This window comes from Bradyrhizobium sp. USDA 326 (assembly GCF_049739485.1).
Classification (GTDB): Bacteria; Pseudomonadota; Alphaproteobacteria; order Rhizobiales; family Xanthobacteraceae; genus Bradyrhizobium.
Genome location: NZ_JBMGQA010000001.1, coordinates 5,880,204 through 5,897,647 on the forward strand (window position 1 = coordinate 5,880,204; position 17,444 = coordinate 5,897,647).

The window sequence follows — 17,444 nt, forward strand, 5'->3', positions numbered from 1 at the left end:
AGGCGTCATGGCCACGGAGATTTCGGCGAGCTGCCTGTTTCATGGCCCTGACGTCGGTGTCAGCGACAATGTCGTGCTGCGGCACGATGGCGGCGTCATCACCGAAATCGCGGAAGGAGCGGGGCCTGGACCTCGCTCCTTCGTCATCCCGGCCTTCGTCAACGCCCATGACCACGCCCGTGCCACCGCATCGTCCTTCGGCGCGGTCGGCATGCCCCTGGAAAGCTGGATCCTGCGCACCGCGCTGGGCACGCCTGTTGATCCCTATCTGACCGCGGCCTCTGCGTTGGCGCGTTCCGCCAGGGCCGGCTACGCGGCCATGATGGTGCACTACACGCGTCCGAGCGGGACGATGCCCGTGGTCGACGAGGCGAAAGCCGTCGCGAAGGCTGCGTCGGACGTGGGCATCCGCATCGCCTTTGCGATGGCCGTGCGCGACCAGAATCCGATCGTCTATGGCGATGCCGAGCCGGTGCTCTCGAGTCTCTCCGGCGATGATCGCAAGACCGTCGCGGAGCTGTTCGTCCGCGCGCCGATGCCGCCAAAGACGTATATTGAACTCACGGACGCCATTGCCGCGGCCATCGCCGGTCCGATGGTGGACGTGCAGCTCGGGCCTGCCGGCGTGCAATGGTGCTCGAAGCCGCTGCTGGAAGCGGTGGCGGAGAGTTCGGCGCGGACCGGCCGCCGGATCCACATGCATCTGCTGGAGACCGTGTACCAGCGGGCCTGGGCCGATCAGAATTTTCCGGACATGGTGCCCTGGCTGCGCGACGTTGGCTTCCTCTCCGAGCGGCTGACGCTGGCGCATTGCATCCACGCCCGCCCGGACGAGCTGGAGATGATCGCGGCCTCCGGCGCGCGCATCGTCACCAATTTCAGCTCGAACATGCATCTGCGCTCGGGCCTCGCGCCGATCGCCGCCGCGCACAAATGCGGCTGCGCCATCGCTGTCGGTGTCGAGGGGCTGGCGCTCGACGAGGACGACGACATCCTGCGCGAGATGCGGCTGGTGCAGATGGCCCATGGCGGCCTCGGCTTCAAGCAGACGTGGACGCCGGCCGAGATGTTTTCGCTGGCCATCCGCAATGGGCGCCGCGCCACCGGCGCGCCCGGGAGCGGCGAGCTCTTTACCGGAAGCCCCGCCGACTACGTCGTGATCGATCTCGACCGGCTCGACCGCGACCGGATCATGCCGGTCGACCCTATGGCGCTGCTGTTCGCGCGCGGCAATGCGTCCCTGGTGAAGGAGGTCGTCGTCGCCGGCAGAACGATCGTGAGGGACGGGGTCTGTTCCGGCGTTGATCTGCCGGCCATCGAGCAGGAGTTGCGGGCGCTGTATCGGACCGGCGCGGGCAAGCTCGCGAACTTCAAGCGGATGTGGCCAGCCCTGTCGGAGCGCTTGAGCGGCTGGTTCGAACAGCAGCTGACGTGTCAGTGAAGCGCCTTTCGTTCGGGCAGTATCGAATAGCGCGATGGCTGGTAGTCGCTGCCCCGGCTGGCGGACGCCGCATGTGTCGGCTATCACCTCCGCGATCTCTCGTCTCGACCCCGGTCGACGACCCATCCAGGAGCAGCCGATGCGTCTACCCACCCTTATTCTGTCCCTGGCATGTCTTGCGGGCTCAGCCTCCGCCGAGGACCTCACGGGCACGCTCCAGAAGGTCAAGGAGAGCAAGAAGATCACGCTGGGCTACCAGGAGGCCTCGGTCCCGTTCAGTTATCTGGACGGCAACCAGAAGCCGGTCGGCTTTGCCATGGACATCTGCCTCAAGATCGTCGAGGCCGTGAGGAAGCAGCTCGGCATGCCCGACATCGCCGTCGACACGCTTGCCGTGACCTCGTCGAACCGGATCCCCTTGATGGTCAACGGCACGCTCGATCTGCATTGCTCGGCGACCACAAACAATGCCGATCGCCAGAAGCAGGTCGCCTTCACCAACACGCATTTCCTCAGCGCGACGCGGTTCGCGGCCAAGAAGGCCGACAGGATCAACACCATCGACGATCTCAAGGGCAAGGCGGTCACGGCGGTGGCGGGATCGGTCAACCTGACGCAGCTCGCCAAGGTCAACTCCGAGCGCAACCTCGGCATCAACATCATGCCGGCCAAGGACCAGGCCGAGGCCTTCCTGTTGCTGGAGACCGACCGCGCCCAGGCCTATGCGCTGGACGACGTGCAACTCGCCGTCGCCATCGCGCGGTCGAAGGAGCCGCAGGCTTACATGATCAGCGAGGAGGCATTCTCCAAGCCCGAGCCCTACGGCATCATGCTGCGGCGGGAGGATGCGCCGTTCAAGGCACTCGTCGATCGCGCCACCGAGGAGCTCTACGCCAGCCCCGAGATCGAGGTGCTCTACAAGAAGTGGCTGCAATCGCCGACCCCGCCGAACGGCCTCAATTACAACGTCCCGATGTCTCCGGCCTTGCGCAACGCCTTCAAGAAGCCGAGCTCGAGCGCCGATCCTGACGTCTACGTGGTGAACTGAGGCGAAGGAAGAGCGCCTTTCCTACGCCTTCGAGTATTTCTTCAGCTCGAGCCGCGCGATCTGGTTGCGATGGACCTCATCGGGTCCATCGGCAAGACGCAGCAAGCGCGCGGTGGCATAGGCGTGCGTCAGGCCGAAATCGTTCGAGGTGCCGCCGCCGCCATGGGCCTGAATGGCCCAGTCGATGATCTGGCAGGCCATGTTGGGCACAGCAACCTTGATCATGGCGATCGCTGCCTTCGCCACCTTGTTGCCGACCGTGTCCATCGCATGGGCCGCGTTCAGCGTCAGCAGCCGCGCCTGCTCGATCATGATGCGCGCCTCCGCGATGCGCTCCTGCGTCACCGTCTGCTCCGAGACCGGCTTGCCGAAGGCGACGCGGCTCCGCACGCGGCGGCACATCTTCTCCAGCGTGCGTTCGGAAAGGCCGATCAGCCGCATGCAATGATGGATGCGACCGGGTCCGAGACGGCCCTGTGCGATCTCGAAACCGCGGCCTTCGCCGAGCAGCATGTTCTCCTTCGGGACGCGCACATTGGTGAATACCACTTCGGAGGCACGGTCGGGCACGCCGTAGAAGCCGAACACGGGGAGGGGACGCTTCACCTCGATTCCTGATGTCTCCATCGGCACCAGGATCATGGATTGCTGCTTGTGCCGGTCCGGATTGTCAGGATCGGTCTTGCCCATGAAGATGCAGATCTTGCAGCGCGGGTCGGTCGCGTTGGTGGTGTACCATTTGCGCCCGTTGATGACGTAATGATCGCCGTCGCGCACGATCGAGCTCTCGATGTTGGTCGCATCGGATGATGCGACCGCCGGCTCGGTCATGGCGAAGCAGGAGCGGATCTCGCCCGCGAGCAGTGGCTTCAGCCAACGCTCCTTGTCCTTCTCGGTGCCGTAGCGCTCCAGCACCTCCATGTTGCCGGTGTCGGGCGCCGAGCAGTTGAACACCTCAGGCGCGAGGTGCGAGCGCCCCATCACCTCGCAGAGCGGGGCATATTCGAGATTGGAAAGACCCGCGCCGTGGCTGGACTCCGGCAGGAACAGATTCCAGAGCCCCTCGGCGCGCGCCAGCGGCTTCAGCTCCTCGACGACGGTATAGACCTTCCACGGCCCGAGCTCCTCCGCCTCGCGATAGAAGCGCTCCTCGTTCGGATAGATGTGCCGGTCCATGAAGCTTTCGAGCTTGCGCTTGAGCTCGACGACTTTGGGCGACATCGGGTAGAGCATCTTTCGTCTCCTGGATCGAAGGTCGGGGCGGACTTCAGCGCGATGATGCGTCGCTTCACGCGGCGCGGTACTCCCTGAACTTCTCGCGCAGAGCGGACTTCAGCACCTTGCCCGTGCCGGTCATCGGGAATTCGTCCAGGAATTCCACCGCGTCCGGCATCCACCAGCTCGCGATTTTTGGGCGCATGTGGTCGAGCAGTGTCTTGCCGTCGACGGTCGCGCCCTTCTTGCGGACGACGAGCAGCAGGGGGCGCTCCTGCCATTTCTCGTGCGCAATCGCGACGACGGCAGCTTGCAGCACGTCGGGGTGAGACAAGGCGATGTCCTCGAGTTGGATCGAGGAGATCCACTCGCCGCCGGACTTGATCACGTCCTTGGAGCGATCGGTCAGGGTGACGTGGCCTTGTGGGTCGATCACCGCCATGTCGCCGGTGATCAGCCAGCCGTCGCGATCGAGGCCTTCCTCCAGCTTCATGTAGCCCGAGGCGACCCAGGGGCCCCGGGCGCGCAGATGACCGACGGTCTTGCCGTCGCGCGGCAACTCGTTGCCGGCATCGTCGACGATGCGCAAGGCGGTGCCGAAACAGGCGCGTCCCGAGACTTGGCGTCTGTCGAATTTCTCCGTCTCGCTGAGGTGCTCCGAGCCGGGACGCAAGCCCGGCATCGAGCAGCCCAAGGCCTCGGTCATGCCCCAGGCCTGGATATAGTCGATGCCATATTCGCGCTTCAGCCTCTCGACCATCGCGCGCGGCGGCGCCGAGCCGGACGACAGCGTTGCGCGCAGCGTGGAGAATTTGTAGCCGGTGCGGCCGAGCCAGTCGAGCAGGATCAGCCAGAAGCTCGGCACGCCCGCCGAGAGCGTCACCTTCTCGCCTTCGAGCAGTTCATAGAGCTTGTCGGGCTCGTAGTTGCGGCCTGGCAGCACCAGTTTCGAGCCGGTATAGGGAGCTGTGAACGGCATGTTCCAGGCATTGCCGTGGAAGAGGGGCGCCATCGGCATCATCACCTCGCGCACGCCCTCGACATGGCCCGGCAGGAAGTCGAAACTGCAGCAGGTCATGGTCTGCAGGATCGCGGCGCGGTGCGAGTAGATCACGCCCTTGGGATTGCCTGTCGTGCCCGACGTGTAGCAGATGGTCGAGGCGGACTTCTCGTCGAACTCCGGCCAGGCGAAGCCGGCCTCGTTCTCGCGTCCCAGAAGCTCTTCGTAGCAATGGACGTTCGCAAGCTTCGTCTCGGGCATGCGCTCGCGCGAGGACATCACGACAAAGGCCTCGATCGTCTTGAGCTGCGGCGCGATCGCCTCGACGAGCGGCAGTGTGGCGCGGTCGATGAACAGCAGACGGTCTTCGGCATGATTGATGATGTAGACCAGCTGTTCGGGAAACAGCCGCGGGTTGACGGTATGCAGCACGTAGCCCATGCCCGGCGCAGCGTAGAACATCTCGAAATGGCGATGGGTGTTCCAGGCCAGTGTGCCGACGCGGTCGCCGGGATTCATGCCGAGCCTCTTGAGCGCCAGTGCCATGCGCTTGATGCGGGGATGGGCGTCGGCATAGGTGTAGCGATGGATGTCGCCCTCGATCTCGCGCGCGACGATCTCCGCTTCGCCGTGATAGTCGGCTGCATACTGGATCAGGCCGCTGATCAGAAGCGGCACGTCCATCATCAATCCCTGCATGGTCTCCTCCAGATCGCCGCGTCGTTGCATGGCGCAGGCTTGTGATTTTGCGCGCGAGGTTAGCGGAACGCCACGCGGCGTTCACGCAAAAAGCAGCGGGCATGATTGCATGCGGCACTTTTTCAGAGCTAACGTGAGGTGAGCTGCTGGCGAAGCAGCGTTCGCGGTGGAGGAGATGAATGTCAGCGGAAAGACACAAGACCGGCACAACCGGCGCATCTACGGTCGATGTTTCCGCGCTCCGTGCTCGCTACCGCGACGAGCGCGACCGTCGTCTGCGCGCCGAGGGCAAGGCGCAGTATGTCGAAGTCACGGGCGAATTCGGCCGTTATCTCGACGACCCCTGGGCGGATCCCGGATTTGCGCGCGCCGCCGTCAGCGAAGCGACCGAAGTGCTCATCGTCGGTGGCGGCTTCGGCGGTCTGTTGTGTGGTGCGCGGTTGCGCGATGCCGGCATCGAGGATTTTCGTATCGTGGAAAAGGCCGCCGACTTCGGCGGCACCTGGTACTGGAATCGTTATCCCGGCGCCGCCTGCGATACCGAGAGCTACATCTATCTGCCGCTCCTGGAACAGACCGGCTACATGCCGGTGCGCAAATACGCGCGGGCGCCCGAGATCTATGAGCATTCGCGCCGCATCGGCCGTCATTTCGGGCTCTACGAGCGCGCGCTGTTTCAGACCGTCATCTCGCGGATGACATGGCAGGAGCAGGAGGCACGCTGGCTGGTCGAGACCGATCGCGGCGATCGCATCCGCGCGCGCTTCGTCATTCTGGCCGGCGGTCCGCTGAGCCGTCCGAAGCTGCCGGGCATTCCCGGCATCGAGACGTTCAAGGGCCATAGCTTTCATACCAGCCGCTGGGATTACGGCTACACCGGCGGCGATGCGGACGGTGGCCTGACGGGACTTGCCGACAAGCGCGTCGGCATCATCGGCACCGGCGCCACCGCGGTGCAATGCGTGCCGCATCTCGGCCGTTCCGCGAAGGAGCTCTATGTGTTCCAGCGTACGCCGTCCGCGATCGGCGTTCGCGACGACCGTCCGACGGATCAGGCCTGGGCGCAGGGCCTCAAGCCAGGTTGGCAGCGCGAACGCATGGACAATTTTACGGCCGTGATTTCGGGCGAGCCGTTCGAACAGGATCTGGTGCAGGACGGCTGGACCGGCCTGCTCGGCGAGATCCTGCTGGCGCCGCGTCGTCAGCCCCAGCCGGTGACCTCGATGGACGAGGCGCTGAGGGTGATCGAGCAGGCCGACTACCGCAAGATGGAGGAGATCCGCGCCCGCGTCGACGCAGTGGTCGAGGACGAGACGACCGCGGCTGCGCTCAAGCCCTGGTACAAGGCATTCTGCAAGCGACCGTGCTTCCACGACGAATATCTTGATACCTTCAATCGCGCCAACGTGCATCTCGTTGACACCGAAGGGCAGGGCGTTGAGCGCATCACGGAGAATGCCGTCGTCGTCGACGGCAAGGCTTATGAGCTCGACTGCCTGATCTATGCCAGCGGCTTCGAGGTCGGCACCGATTACGCCCGTCGCATGGGCTTCGAGGTCTACGGCCGCGCCGGCATGAGCCTGTCCCAGCGGTGGCGCGACGGCGTCAAGACCCTGCACGGCTTCTACAGCCGCGGCTTCCCGAACTGCTTCCTGATCGTCACGGTGCAGGCCGGACAGAGCGCCAATTTTCCGCACATCATCGACGAGCAATCGCAGCACATCGCCTATGTCATCAAGGAGGCCCGCGCGCGCAACGCGCGCACCCTCGAGCCGACGCTTTCCGCCGAGAACGCCTGGGTCGACGAGGTCGTCAGGGCCGCACTCGGCCGGCAGACCTATCTCGCCGAATGCACGCCGGGCTATTACAATAACGAAGGCGTGTTCGATCCGATCGCGGCAAGAAACAGCCAATATTGGCGCGGGCCGATGGCATTCCTGCGGCTGCTCGACAAATGGCGCAAGGAGGGCAATCTGGAAGGCCTCGAATTGTCCTATGATCAGGCCATGGAGTCGGCACGCTCCACCGGGTAAGATCGCGCTGCCGAACGGTACAGCACAGGAGAGCTAGGGTATGATCAGGGGCAGGGCTGTTGCGGGAGCAGTTTTTAGCGCAATGACGCTGCTCGGTTGCCTGGCATCTTCCGCCGAGGCCGCGCAATGCGGCAGCTCGCCGGCGGGTTTCGAGGCCTGGAAGCGCGAATTCAGCGCGGAGGCGCAGGGCAAAGGCATCGGGCCCACCGCACTGTCGGCGCTGATGCAGACCAATTACGCCAGCGCCACCATCGCGGCCGACCGCGGCCAGCGCAGCTTTTCGCTGACGCTCGACCAGTTCCTGGCCAAGCGCGGCGCCACCACCATCGTTGCCAAGGGACGGCAGCTCAAGCAGACGCACGCTGCCTTGTTCGCTTCGATCCAGCAGCGCTATGGCGTCCCGCCCGGGCCCTTGATCGCGATCTGGGGCATGGAAACCGGCTTCGGCAGCCAGCGCGGCAATCAGAACATGCTGTCGTCGATCGCGACCCTTGCTTATGACTGCCGTCGGCCCGAATTCTTCACCGACCAGCTCTATGCAGCCTTGAAGCTGATCGATCGGGGTACGCTGTCGGGATCAACTCGCGGCTCCATGCATGGCGAGGTCGGCCAGACCCAGTTCATGCCCAAGAACATTCTGGCCTACGGCACCGGCAACCTCGAAGTTGCTGCCAATGCGCTGAACTCGACCGCGAATTTCCTCAAAGCCCATGGTTGGCGCGCGGGAGCCGGGTACCAGCCCGGCGAACCGAATTTCGCCGCGATCGAGGCTTGGAATGCCGCCGGCGTCTATCAGAAGGCAATCGCGCTGATGGGTCGGCAGATCGACGAGGGCGGGGGCGCGGCGGCTTCGCGCTAGAGCATGATCCGGACCGAAGGGCCGCATTCGCGAAAAGTGTGCAGCGGTTCTCCGAAAAGATCATGCTTAAACAATAGCCTAAAGCGCGATGTCGATCTCGTCTCGCTTTAGGCTGCTCAGCAAGGCGTGATGCGCCGACACGAGAAAGTTGTTGCCATCTGGAACCGACGGCACGACGTTTGCTTTGATCAAGTTCAGGGCTGGGCATGAGGAGACTCAACATGGCTACCCAGATCGTGATGGACCAGACTGGCGATACGCGCCACGAGTTTGATCCTGGCAATGCCGAAGCGCTGGCGCGAGCCGAACGGCGCTTTCGGGAGCTGACCGGAGCCGGCTTCACCGCCGCTCTTCGAACCGGGCCCGGCGAAGTCACCCGGATCCGATCGTTCGATCCGACCGCGCAGGAAACGTTGTTCTATCCCCGCCTGGTCGGCGGTTGATCTGAGCTGCCCATGATCGCGGCAGTTTGGCTCCGCGCGCCGGCGCGTGCGCGTCTGCATGCGCTGCGTGAACTCTATCGCCGCTTCTTCGGCGAGAACACGCCGGACGCCCGCGGCCGCCGGCTTCTGGCCGATTGGCTGTCGCCGGCGCAGCGAGCGCAGTTCGAACAGCACCGGTGTTTCGACGTCGTCGGCTGCGACACCGGCAGAACCTATCGTATCCACTACGGCACGGCGGCAAATGTGCACGAGATCGACGGCGAAGGGCGCGCAACGATGGGGTGGTGCTTCGTCCCGTCCGGCTTCCTGGTGCCGGGCGACGTGATGCTGGCGCAGAAGATCGCGCTGGAGACGGACGAGAAGGGAGCATTGGCGCTCGCCAACCGGTTTCCGCCGGCCACACATTCGGAACACTTTTACCGGCGGCCTTTCTAACGTAGGAAATGGCGAGGCGGTAAGGGCGAGGCCGTCAGGAGTGTGAGGAGCGGTAGGCGTCCAGCGCATGTGCCGCGAAGACGCCGATGCTGCAAAGGGCGAGCAGGGCTGAGATCAGCTCGATCATAGCTCGTCCTCCCGTGGCGGCTGGGCGACGAGATTCTGGCAGCAGGAATAGTCGTAGATCAGGTCGAGGATGAATTGCATGGTGGCCGTCCCTGTATTTATTTTGACAACCATCTAACCGGCCATCTGTTTCAGGCGTGTTTCGTCGCATCGGGAAAGGGGTTTCGCGTGGAACCCTGCGCTGGTTGACGCGCTGCGGGCACGCTATATCCCGTTGTTGCCCAAGCCTTTTTGGCCGCCTCGTCGGAGCGGCGCATCACACTGCGAGGTAAAATCATGGCGCAGGTCGAATGGTTCGACGATCTCATCGTCGGAATGCGGTTCAAGTCGCCCGAAGTTCTGGTCACCGAGGCCGATATCAAGCGCTTCGCCGCCGAGTTCGATCCGCAGCCGATGCATCTCGACCACGAGGCCGCCAAGACGACCCTGTTCAAGGGGCTTGCCGCCTCAGGATGGCACACCGCCGCGATCGCCATGAACCTCGCAATCCAGACCCGCCCGTTCGGCCCGCATCCGCTGATCGGCGCCGGTGTCGACGGCCTGCGCTGGACGATGCCTGTGCGCCCCGACGACCGTCTGCATCTGGTCGGCGAGGTCATGAGCCTGACGCCGTCCAAATCGAAGCCGCAGGGTATCGCGCTGGTGAAATGGACCATGTTCAACCAGAACGGCGAGGAGGTTTATACCTTTACTCCGATCGCGATCGTGCCGCGGCGGGGGTAGGGCCCAGGCGCGTTCCGTGCGGGCGACTCCTTGCGGGCCACCGGCAGAGGTGGTCATCTCGGCCCGGAACGGCGCTGGAGGCCGGCATGAATCGATTCAGTCTCGGCGCTGCATTGTTTGCGGGCCTCTTGAGCACCGGGCCGGCGCTTGCTCAACAATCCAAAGTCGGCGACTGGACCATCGAGAAGCGCGCGCAGGACACGCATTGCAACGCGAGCCGCGGCTACAAGGACAAGGATGACGAGAACCGCGACTACGTCATCGTGATCACCTATTCCGAGCAGGCGATCGTAATGGTGCTGATCTACGACGGTTGGGAGTGGGACAAGGTCGGCGAGGTCCTCCGGGCAGACGTCGGCATCGACGATGCCGATATCATGAAGAAGGCCAAGTGGGAGGTCATGGACAAGACCACGGTGCGCGGCATCTTCGCATACGAGCAGTCGATCATGGATCGCCTCGCCAAGGCCAAGCGCCTCACGCTCGATTTCGAGGATGACGACGAGGACAGCATCGAGATGCAGATCCCGCGTGCCGGCGAGGCGCTGGCAGCGCTGAAATTCTGCGAGGAGAACCGGAAATAATCGATCCGATCTCGTTGGTCCCGCCGGGAGGCGTGCCGCGGCGGGACGCGGTTCACTCGGCCGGCCCCTGGACCGGCGCCGCGCGGATGTCACTGCCGTGATGGATCAACGGCTTCATGCCCGTGACGGTCCGCAGCAGCACATAGAACACCGGCGTCAGGAACAGGCCGAACACGGTGACGCCGATCATGCCAGAGAACACGGCAACGCCCATGGCTCGCCGCATTTCCGAGCCGGCGCCGGTCGAGAGCACCAGCGGCAGGACACCCATGATGAATGCCATCGACGTCATCAGGATCGGGCGCAGCCGCAAGCGACTGGCTTCGATCGCGGCCCGGATCGGCGTGCGGCCGGCGAATTCGAGCTCCCGCGCGAATTCGACGATCAGGATCGCGTTCTTGGCGGAGAGGCCGACCAGCACGATCAAGCCGATCTGGGTGAAGACGTTGTTGTCGCCCTTGGAGATCCAGACGCCGAACATTGCTGCCAGAAGGCCCATCGGCACGATCATGATGATCGAGAGCGGCAGGGTCAGGCTCTCATAGAGCGCGGCCAGCACCAGGAACACCAGGAGGATCGCCAGCGGGAACACCCAGACGCCGGAATTGCCGGCGATGAACTCCTGGTAGGTCAGGTCGGTCCATTCGAAGGCAAAGCCCGGCGGCAGCACCTCCGCGGCGATCCGCGTCGCCACCTCCTGCGCCTGGCCCGACGAGAAACCCGGCGCAGCGGCCGCGTTGATGTCCGAGGACAGGAAGCCGTTGTAGCGGATCGCGCGCTCCGGCCCCGCGCTCTGGCGGATCGTGAGCAGCGCAGACAACGGCACCATGTCGCCGGAGGACGAGCGCACCTTCAACTGCCTGATGTCGTCGGCGCGCGCGCGGAACGGCGCGTCGGCCTGAACCCGGACGGAATAGGTGCGGCCGAACTTGTTGAAGTCGTTGACGTAGTAGGAGCCCAGGTAGATCTGGAGCGTGTTGAACACTTCCGTCACGGGGACGCCGAGCTGAAGCGCCTTAGTGCGGTCGATGTCGGCGAACAGCTGGGGCACGTTGACCTGGAAGCTCGAGAACACGCCGGCGATCTCCGGCGCCTTCTGCATCGCAGCCATGAATGCGTTCGTCGCTTCGTTCAGGGCGTCATAGCCGAGACCGGCGCGGTCCTCGATCTGCAGCTTGAAGCCGCCGATGGTGCCGAGGCCGTTGACCGGCGGCGGCGGGAACATGGCGATGAAGGCTTCCTGGATGCCTGCGTACTTCTTGTTCAGCTCGGCCGCGATGGCGGGGCCGCTGAGCGAGGGATCCTTGCGCTCGTCGAACGGCTTCAGCGTCGAGAACACGATGCCGGCGTTGGACGAGTTGGTGAAGCCTGAGATCGACAGGCCAGGGAAAGCCACCGAGCTCTCGACGCCGGGCTGGGTCAGCGCGATGTCGCTCATCTTGCGAATGACTTCTTCCGTCCGGTCGAGCGTCGCGCCATCGGGCAGGCGGGCGAAGCCGACGAGGTACTGCTTGTCCTGTCCCGGCACGAAGCCGCTCGGCACCTGCTGGAACAACAGGGCAGTGATGCCGACGAGGACCACGTAGAGGCCCATGACCGCGGCCTTGCCCGAGATCACCTTGCCAACGCTGCCGCTGTAGTTCTCGGAGGAGCGCGTGAAGGCCTTGTTGAAGCCGCGGAAGAACCAGCCGAGGCTCTTTTCCATGACCAGCGTCAGCTTGTCCTTCGGCTCGTTATGGCCCTTGAGCAGCACCGCCGACAACGCCGGCGACAGCGTCAGCGAGTTGATTGCGGAGATCACGGTCGAGATCGCGATCGTCAGCGCGAACTGCTTGTAGAACTGCCCGGTGAGGCCGGAGATGAAGGCGAGCGGCACGAACACCGCGATCAGCACCATGGCGATCGCGATGATCGGACCCGACACCTCGCGCATCGCCTGGTACGTTGCATCTCGCGGCGACAGACCGCCCTCGATGTTGCGCTCGACGTTCTCGACCACGACGATGGCATCGTCGACGACGATGCCGATCGCGAGCACGAGGCCGAACAGGCTGAGCGCGTTGATGGAGAAGCCGAACACGTGCATGACCGCGAACGTGCCGACGATCGACACCGGCACGGCGAGGAGCGGGATGATCGAGGCGCGCCAGGTCTGCAGGAACAGGATCACCACCAGCACGACGAGGGCGATGGCTTCCAGCAGCGTGTGGATGACGGCTTCGATCGAGGAGCGCACGAACTGGGTGGGGTCGTAGACGATCTGGTAGGACACGCCCTCGGGCATGTTCTTCTTGATCTCGGCCATGGTGGCGCGAACGTTGTCGGAAATCTGCAGCGCGTTTGAGCCGGGCGCCTGGAAGATCGGGATCGCCACTGCCTGCTTGTTGTCGAGCAGCGAGCGCAGACCGTATTCGGAGGCACCAAGCTCGATGCGCGCGACGTCGCGCAAGCGTACCACCTCGCCGCGGGCGCCGGTCTTGACCACGATATCGCCGAATTGCTCCTCGTTCGCGAGCCGGCCTTCCGCGTTGACGGAGAGCTAGAGATCGATACCCCTGACGTTCGGGGAGGAGCCGACCACGCCGGCGGCGGCCTCGACGTTCTGCGCCTGGATCGCCCGCACGATGTCGCTCGCGGTCAGGCTATGCTCGGCCGCCTTCTGCGGATCGACCCAGACCCGCATCGAATAGTCGCCGGCGCCATAAAGCTGGACGTCGCCGACGCCGTCGATCCGCGCCAGCCGGTCCTTGACGTTGAGCACCGCATAGTTGCGCAAGTAAGTCATGTCGTAGCGGCCGTTCGGCGACAGCAGGTGAACGACCATGGTGAGGTCGGGCGACGACTTCTTGGTGATGATGCCGAGCTGGCGCACCACGGCCGGCAGGCGCGGCTCGGCCTGCTGCACGCGGTTCTGTACCAGCTGCGTCGCCTTGTCGGGGTCGGTGCCGAGGCGGAACGTCACGGTCAGCGTCATCGCGCCGTCGGTGGTCGCCTGGCTCGACATGTAGAGCATGTTCTCGACGCCGTTGATCTGTTCCTCGATCGGGGTTGCCACCGTCTCCGCGATCACCTTGGGATTGGCGCCGGGATAGGTCGCGCGCACCACGACGGAGGGCGGCACCACGTCCGGGTATTCCGAGATCGGCATCGCGAACAGCGAGATCAGTCCCGCCAGGAAGATCAGTACCGACAGCACGCCGGCGAAGATCGGACGGTCGATGAAAAATTTTGAGAGGTTCATGGCTTTTGCCCCTGGGCAATATCTTCCCTATCTCCGACCGTTTCACCGTCATTCCGGGGCGCGCGTCGCGCGCGAACCCGGAATCCAGAGGTGAAATGACCGGAGCTTCGTAATCTCGAGATTCTCAGGTGCGCAATTGCGCACCGGAGTTCACGACTGCGTCGCGCCCCGGAATGACTTAGCGTTGCACCACGTCCTGGTTGCTGTGGTTGGAGGCCTGTTGCGGTCCGCGCGCACCCATTGCCGCGACCTCCGTCTTGAGGAGGGCACCGGGACGCACGCGCTGGAGGCCGTTGACGACAATCCGGTCGCCGGACTTCAGGCCCGAGGTGACGATGCGAAGCCCGTCGACGGTGCCGCCGAGCGTGACCGGCCGGTAGACGGCACGGCTATCGTCGCCGACCGCCATCACGAACTTCTTGTCCTGGTCGGTGCCGATCGCGCGCTCGTCGATCATCACCAGTGCCTGCTGCTTCGGCTGGCCCATGCGCACGCGGGCGAACTGGCCGGGGATGAGGCGCCCGTCGTCGTTGCGGAATACGGCGCGGACGCGGATGGTGCCGCTCTGGCCGTTGACCTGGTTGTCGATGAGCTGGATGTGGCCCTTTGCGGACAGGTCGCCCGAGGTCGTCATTTCGACCGGGATCTGGTCGAGCTGGCCGCGCCTGCCGGAGGCATCCGCAATCGAGTTCAGCGCGCGCAGCACGACCTCTTCATCCGCATCGAACGAGGCGTAGATCGGATTGACCGAGACCAGCGAGGTCAAGACCGGGGACGCGGTGCCGGCGGCGACGAGATTGCCCACGGTGACCTCGATCTTGCCGACGCGGCCGTCCACGGGCGCGCGCACCTCGGTGTAGTCGAGATTGAGCTTTGCGGTCTGGAGCGTCGCCTCGGCCGCCTTCACATTGGCGATCGCTTCGCGATTGGCGTTGTCGCGCTGGTCGTAGTCGCGGCGCGTCACCACGGCATTGCCGACGAGCTGCGCGCCGCGCTCGAGCTCGCTCTGGGTGAAGATGACGCGCGCTTTCGCAGCTTCGAGCTGGGCTGCGGCCTTGTCGACCTCGGCCGCATAAGGGGCGGGATCGATCTTGAACAGCACGTCGCCGGCCTTCACCAGCGCCCCTTCGGTGAAGTTGGCCGACAGGATCGCACCCGCAACGCGCGGGCGGAGCTCGACGCGCTGGATGGCCTCCAGCCGGCCGGAGAAGTCGTCCCACAGCACGGTCTGCCGTGGCTCGATCATCGCGACGGTGACGGAAACGGCTTGTTCGGCCGCGGCGGCCGGTGCCGTCGCTTGTGCCGCGTGAAAGTAGCGGCCGGTCGCAATCGAGCCGGCCACGGCGAGGGCGCCCACGATGGCGACCCCGGCCAGAAGGCGGCGGATACGGCCGGTGCGGGAGGTGTTTTGGGAGGGGGGCATTTGCGCGCTCCAGATATGTAGTGTTCACTACAGATGTGGAGCTGGATACCGCAGTGCAAGATACTTATGTACCATTCGCTAAGAAAATTGTAGCGACATACCGCAAGAATTGGAAGTCCCTGGAAAGTAGAATTAGAACAAATAGTTAGGATTCGATGTTAAGCCTTCTGCAGAACGCGAATCCCGAGGAGACAGGCACATGGGCATGGGACGCCCCCGCGAATTCGACGCCGAATTGGCGTTGGACCAAGCGATGGAAGTGTTTTGGCGCCATGGCTATGAGGGCGCGACAATCGCCCAGCTCACCGAGGCCATGGGCATCAACCCGCCCAGTCTCTATGCCTGCTTCGGCAACAAGGAAGGTCTGCTGAAGGCGGCGCTCGACCGCTACACCAAGCTGCGCAACATCTGGATGGAGGAGGTTGTGGCAGCACCGACCGCCCGCGCCGTCGCGGAGCGGATGTTGATGGGCATCGCCGACAATCAGACCGATCCCGCCAATCCGCCCGGCTGCCTGCTGGTGCAAGGTGGCATCGCCTGCGGCAGCGGCTCCGAGAACGTCCCTTTCGAATTGGCCGCGCGCCGCGCCCAGAACGAGGACCAGCTCCGCGACCGCTTTGTTCGCGCCAAGGCCGAAGGTGATCTCAAGGAAAGCGCCGATCCCGCCGCGCTCGCGCGTTATGTCTCCGCGGTGTCCGTCGGCATGGGCGTGATGGCGTCCTCAGGCGCAGATCGCGAAGCGTTGCGGCAGGTCGCTGATGTCGCCGTGCAGGCGGTCGAGGCGCAGTCGACTGACAAGACGTAGCTATCTCGCAGATCTGCCCATCGGTCGGGGTGGCAAGTTTGCCTGCGCCCCTGTCCTTCGCGACGCACGCCTACGGAGGGCCCTGCGGATGAGGTGGCGCTATGGAGCCAGATGTCAGACCCTCATGGCGAGGAGCCCGCCGCAGGCGGGCGTCTCGAACCATGCAGGCCGCGCTTGTCCGTCAGCCTCTCAGGACGCCTCCTTGAGGACCGGCGCGGCCGTTTCCTCCGCCTTGAGCTCCTCGAGGCTGCGATGACGGGGCTCGATGCCGAGGGCCCAGACCGTGATGATCTGCACCACCAGCAGCCCGATCATCAGCGCCATCACGCCGGCCACGCCGCGCGACTCGAACAGCGAGACGACGAGGAACGGCGTGACGATCGTGGCGCCGCGCCCCAGCGTGTTGACGAGGCCGGAGGCGCGCAGGCGGACCTCGGTCGGAAACAGTTCGGGGATGTAGATGCCGAACAGGAGCGCGACCAGGACGTAAATCGGCACCGTCAGCGCGAAGCCCACGGCCGGCAGCAGGATCGGATCGGAGATCACGGGATACAGGATTCCGAGCGCCACCGAGATCAACGATGCGCCGATAATGGTCGGCTTGCGGCCCCAGCGGTCGGCGGTCAGTGCGGCCGATGGCCGCGCCGATCGGCGCACCAAGCGCCATCAGCAGCGAATAGCCGAACGAGGTGGCGATCGAGAGGCCCTGCTTGACTTTGGGGGCCGGCGTTATCGGAGAAGCCAACATCATTCGATACGGTGGTTCACGTCCGCCGATTGGCCCATTGCGACAATCTCGACCCAGCGCCTTGTTGTCGGCCATGACCCAACTTTCAAACCGAAAAGGACTCCAGTTGTTTTCTGATCCCACTATCAAATGGCGGCCCTACCCTTCGATAATCGATGGCATCGAACGCCCACCTTTTGTTTTCGATCAAGGCCTTTGGCGTCGCGTTCTCTATCCCATCGTGGTGGCACCGAACCCCGGCCTTCGCGCTTACGGCATCGAAATGTCCTGCGAGATCTATTCGGGCATCGACGAAATGATCTATTCGATCGCCGATCACGGGGACAAAACAACTGGACGCTACGACGGCGGAGTCTACATTAAGGAAGCTGAGAACTCGGCATTGCTGAAAGCCTACGCTGCGACCGATCCGGTCGGTCGGAAGCCGCGGCACTTCTCCTTTGTCGGAAGCGACTACTGCTACGAAGTGCTTGGTTTCTCCGAACCGATCATACGAGCGTTTAGCAGCCCCGAAGAGGCATATGCTTGGGGACCTTTTAGGTCCGAGGAGAAAGTAAACTAGGTCAGTAGCGACGCAGAGCAAGCACTTCCGCTTCTGGCCCTTCAGCGACATCGGAGGAT

The 17,444-nt window shown here is 64.2% G+C and carries 13 protein-coding genes and 2 pseudogenes; 10 read left to right on the forward strand and 5 right to left on the reverse strand.

Features of this window, described 5'->3' with window-relative positions:
- The first annotated feature begins 7 nt into the window (after positions 1–7).
- Positions 8–1,441 carry an amidohydrolase family protein gene (locus ABIG06_RS27535; RefSeq protein WP_370139337.1) on the forward strand — a complete coding sequence of 478 codons (1,434 nt, stop codon included), beginning with the start codon at positions 8–10 and terminating at the stop codon, positions 1,439–1,441.
- Between the two features lie 139 nt (positions 1,442–1,580).
- Entirely contained in the window at positions 1,581–2,489 is a 909-nt protein-coding gene (locus ABIG06_RS27540; protein WP_370139338.1) for an amino acid ABC transporter substrate-binding protein, read from the forward strand.
- A 21-nt stretch (positions 2,490–2,510) separates the two neighbouring features.
- Here ABIG06_RS27540 and ABIG06_RS27545 read toward each other — a convergent pair whose 3' ends face one another.
- Complete coding sequence (locus ABIG06_RS27545; protein WP_424578426.1) at positions 2,511–3,722, reverse strand: acyl-CoA dehydrogenase family protein; 1,212 nt, start codon at positions 3,720–3,722, stop codon at positions 2,511–2,513.
- Positions 3,723–3,777: 55 nt separating this feature from the next.
- Positions 3,778–5,403 carry a long-chain fatty acid--CoA ligase gene (locus ABIG06_RS27550; protein ID WP_370140918.1) on the reverse strand — a complete coding sequence of 542 codons (1,626 nt, stop codon included), beginning with the start codon at positions 5,401–5,403 and terminating at the stop codon, positions 3,778–3,780.
- Positions 5,404–5,582: 179 nt separating this feature from the next.
- Between ABIG06_RS27550 and ABIG06_RS27555 the strand changes: the two genes are divergently transcribed.
- The 6 genes from ABIG06_RS27555 to ABIG06_RS27580 all read left to right on the forward strand — a co-directional run bounded on the left by ABIG06_RS27555 (position 5,583) and on the right by ABIG06_RS27580 (position 10,606).
- Positions 5,583–7,436 (forward strand): flavin-containing monooxygenase, encoded by a 1,854-nt coding sequence (locus ABIG06_RS27555; protein ID WP_424578427.1) that lies wholly within the window; start codon positions 5,583–5,585, stop codon positions 7,434–7,436.
- 40 nt (positions 7,437–7,476) lie between these two features.
- Positions 7,477–8,295 (forward strand): lytic murein transglycosylase, encoded by an 819-nt coding sequence (locus ABIG06_RS27560; RefSeq protein ID WP_124158713.1) that lies wholly within the window; start codon positions 7,477–7,479, stop codon positions 8,293–8,295.
- 221 nt (positions 8,296–8,516) lie between these two features.
- Positions 8,517–8,738 carry a hypothetical protein gene (locus tag ABIG06_RS27565; RefSeq protein WP_007592399.1) on the forward strand — a complete coding sequence of 74 codons (222 nt, stop codon included), beginning with the start codon at positions 8,517–8,519 and terminating at the stop codon, positions 8,736–8,738.
- Positions 8,739–8,750: 12 nt separating this feature from the next.
- Positions 8,751–9,173, forward strand: coding sequence for a hypothetical protein (locus ABIG06_RS27570; RefSeq protein WP_370139340.1), 423 nt, complete (start codon positions 8,751–8,753; stop codon positions 9,171–9,173).
- 402 nt (positions 9,174–9,575) lie between these two features.
- Positions 9,576–10,022, forward strand: a complete 447-nt coding sequence (locus tag ABIG06_RS27575) for a MaoC family dehydratase (RefSeq protein WP_370139341.1) — start codon at positions 9,576–9,578, stop codon at positions 10,020–10,022.
- 86 nt (positions 10,023–10,108) lie between these two features.
- Positions 10,109–10,606: a hypothetical protein gene (locus ABIG06_RS27580; RefSeq protein WP_370139342.1), complete on the forward strand. Its 498-nt coding sequence runs from the start codon at positions 10,109–10,111 to the stop codon at positions 10,604–10,606.
- A gap of 52 nt (positions 10,607–10,658) precedes the next feature.
- Here ABIG06_RS27580 and ABIG06_RS27585 read toward each other — a convergent pair.
- Positions 10,659–13,847 (reverse strand): annotated as a pseudogene (locus tag ABIG06_RS27585) (efflux RND transporter permease subunit).
- 178 nt (positions 13,848–14,025) lie between these two features.
- On the reverse strand, positions 14,026–15,270 hold the full coding sequence (locus ABIG06_RS27590) for an efflux RND transporter periplasmic adaptor subunit (RefSeq protein WP_370139343.1): 1,245 nt from the start codon (positions 15,268–15,270) through the stop codon (positions 14,026–14,028).
- 199 nt (positions 15,271–15,469) lie between these two features.
- Between ABIG06_RS27590 and ABIG06_RS27595 the strand changes: the two genes are divergently transcribed.
- Positions 15,470–16,075: a TetR/AcrR family transcriptional regulator gene (locus ABIG06_RS27595; RefSeq protein ID WP_370139344.1), complete on the forward strand. Its 606-nt coding sequence runs from the start codon at positions 15,470–15,472 to the stop codon at positions 16,073–16,075.
- 189 nt (positions 16,076–16,264) lie between these two features.
- Here the strand turns inward: ABIG06_RS27595 and ABIG06_RS27600 are convergent.
- Positions 16,265–16,790: pseudogene (locus tag ABIG06_RS27600) on the reverse strand (MFS transporter); the annotation flags it as partial.
- Between ABIG06_RS27600 and ABIG06_RS27605 the strand changes: the two are divergent.
- Positions 16,786–17,385 carry a hypothetical protein gene (locus ABIG06_RS27605; RefSeq protein WP_424578595.1) on the forward strand — a complete coding sequence of 200 codons (600 nt, stop codon included), beginning with the start codon at positions 16,786–16,788 and terminating at the stop codon, positions 17,383–17,385. The pseudogene ABIG06_RS27600 and the gene ABIG06_RS27605 sit on opposite strands and share 5 nt — an antisense overlap.
- Positions 17,386–17,444: the final 59 nt, after the last annotated feature.

Coding starts and splice junctions, on each gene's coding strand:
- ABIG06_RS27570 (WP_370139340.1), top strand. CDS start 8,751: ATGATCGCGGCAGTTTGGCTCCGCGCGCCGGCGCGTGCGCGTCTGCAT.
- ABIG06_RS27535 (WP_370139337.1), top strand. CDS start 8: ATGGCCACGGAGATTTCGGCGAGCTGCCTGTTTCATGGCCCTGACGTC.
- ABIG06_RS27545 (WP_424578426.1), bottom strand. CDS start 3,722: ATGCTCTACCCGATGTCGCCCAAAGTCGTCGAGCTCAAGCGCAAGCTC.
- ABIG06_RS27560 (WP_124158713.1), top strand. CDS start 7,477: ATGATCAGGGGCAGGGCTGTTGCGGGAGCAGTTTTTAGCGCAATGACG.
- ABIG06_RS27565 (WP_007592399.1), top strand. CDS start 8,517: ATGGCTACCCAGATCGTGATGGACCAGACTGGCGATACGCGCCACGAG.
- ABIG06_RS27540 (WP_370139338.1), top strand. CDS start 1,581: ATGCGTCTACCCACCCTTATTCTGTCCCTGGCATGTCTTGCGGGCTCA.
- ABIG06_RS27595 (WP_370139344.1), top strand. CDS start 15,470: ATGGGCATGGGACGCCCCCGCGAATTCGACGCCGAATTGGCGTTGGAC.
- ABIG06_RS27590 (WP_370139343.1), bottom strand. CDS start 15,270: ATGCCCCCCTCCCAAAACACCTCCCGCACCGGCCGTATCCGCCGCCTT.
- ABIG06_RS27575 (WP_370139341.1), top strand. CDS start 9,576: ATGGCGCAGGTCGAATGGTTCGACGATCTCATCGTCGGAATGCGGTTC.
- ABIG06_RS27555 (WP_424578427.1), top strand. CDS start 5,583: ATGTCAGCGGAAAGACACAAGACCGGCACAACCGGCGCATCTACGGTC.
- ABIG06_RS27550 (WP_370140918.1), bottom strand. CDS start 5,403: ATGCAGGGATTGATGATGGACGTGCCGCTTCTGATCAGCGGCCTGATC.
- ABIG06_RS27580 (WP_370139342.1), top strand. CDS start 10,109: ATGAATCGATTCAGTCTCGGCGCTGCATTGTTTGCGGGCCTCTTGAGC.